This is a genomic window from Bacillus sp. JJ1127, assembly GCF_036965845.1.
Lineage (GTDB): Bacteria > Bacillota > Bacilli > Bacillales > Bacillaceae_G > Bacillus_A.
Window position 1 is genome coordinate 1 of the sequence record NZ_JBALQK010000193.1, and the last position, 1,480, is coordinate 1,480.

Below are 1,480 nucleotides of genomic sequence, written 5' to 3' on the forward strand. Positions count from 1 at the left end.
TAAAGTGTACCCTTTGTAAAGGACATTTTTAAAAAAGCCTAGGCAGTTTTAAGAAGATAAGCCCTGAATTGAACAGGGCTCATCTTTTTTAAATTCCATTGGCATCTGTCGTGATTGTAATATTTCATATATTGCTTTATTTCATGTTTTAGTTCAGCTAGGCTTGTACATGATTTAATAAAGGCTTCGTCTTTAAAATGTCCAAAGAAGGATTCTTGAGGAGCGTTATCCCAACAGTTCCCCCTTCTTGACATTGATTGGAGTAGCCCTAGTTTCTTTACTAACTTTTGAAAGCTTGGGTGTGTATAGTGAACTCCTTGATCTGAGTGAATTAAGGCATCTTTTGTCTTCTTAAACCTTCTATTTTTCTTTAACCTTAAAAGAGTGTCTGTTGCCAAGTCGATGGTCAGACGATTTGAAACATTATAAGCTACTATTTCATTGGTGGAACTGTCCATAATCGTTGATAAATAAGCTTTTTGCCCCTTACCGTAAAATAAATATGTTATATCAGTCAGAAGTGTTTTTCCGGGTATACCTTGTTTAAATTGTCGGTTCAATAGGTTAGGAACAACTCGGTGTTCTTTTGTAGCTTTCATTATCCTTTTATATGGATTAGCCTTCCTAATAGGGCAAATAATGTCGTACTTTTTCATGATTCTTCTGATACGTTTCAAATTGTAGACAACCTTAAATTGGCTCTCCAAAGTCATTTTGATTTGGCGTGCCCCTTTTTTTCGCTTTTTGAAATGTAATGCCTTTAAGATGATCTCTTTTGTATTTTTATCTTCTTCATCTTTTCTCTTTCTTTGTTCTTGTGACTTCATTGAGAAATAATTATAATAACCACTTCTTGAAACTTCCGCTATTTTACACAAGTAACTCACCATATGTTTTAATTGATATTTTTCAATCACCGAGTAAATGAGGGTGTATTTCTGGGAAGGGGAGAGAATTACTTGTTCAGCCTCCTTTCTGCAAATCGAATCTTTTTTAACAGTTCATTTTCCGCTTTTAGTAAGTTAATTTGTGCTTCCAGAAGAGCATTTTTCTTCTCTAGAGTAAGATCCTTTGCCTTAAATCGTCCTAGGCTATCAGCTCTCCTGTCACGTAAACCACTTATCCCGTTTTCATCGTAAGCCTTTTTCCATCTCTTACTAGCAGCCTTAATTCTATCCATTCCCAGTGTTTCAACATCAAAGCCACACTCTTCAAAGATCTGTCTTGGAAACTTCCCTTTTTCTTTCTCCACGATAAATAAACGTTTAAATTCATCTGTATAAGTAATTCCCTTTGGTCTAACTGATTTTACATATTTATTAGATGATAGTAACTGAATTTCTTTCTCTGTAAAAATCTTTTTGCTCATTAGTTCTCCGTCTCCATGTTGTATTCTCAAGTTTTGTATTTCTTAATTATACAAAAATGTACCATACAGAGAGAGACTTTTTTTAGTGTCTACTCTATAGGGTACATTTTA

At 34.2% G+C, this 1,480-nt stretch carries 1 protein-coding gene; it reads right to left on the reverse strand.

Annotated features, from left to right (window positions below):
* Nucleotides 1–38: 38 nt before the first annotated feature.
* Nucleotides 39–1,369 (reverse strand): IS3 family transposase gene (locus V7183_RS18510; protein WP_335360403.1). Its coding sequence is split into 2 segments (ribosomal slippage): nucleotides 39–997 and nucleotides 997–1,369, totalling 1,332 coding nucleotides; the frame shifts between segments, so codons are not numbered across the junction.
* Nucleotides 1,370–1,480 lie beyond the last annotated feature (111 nt).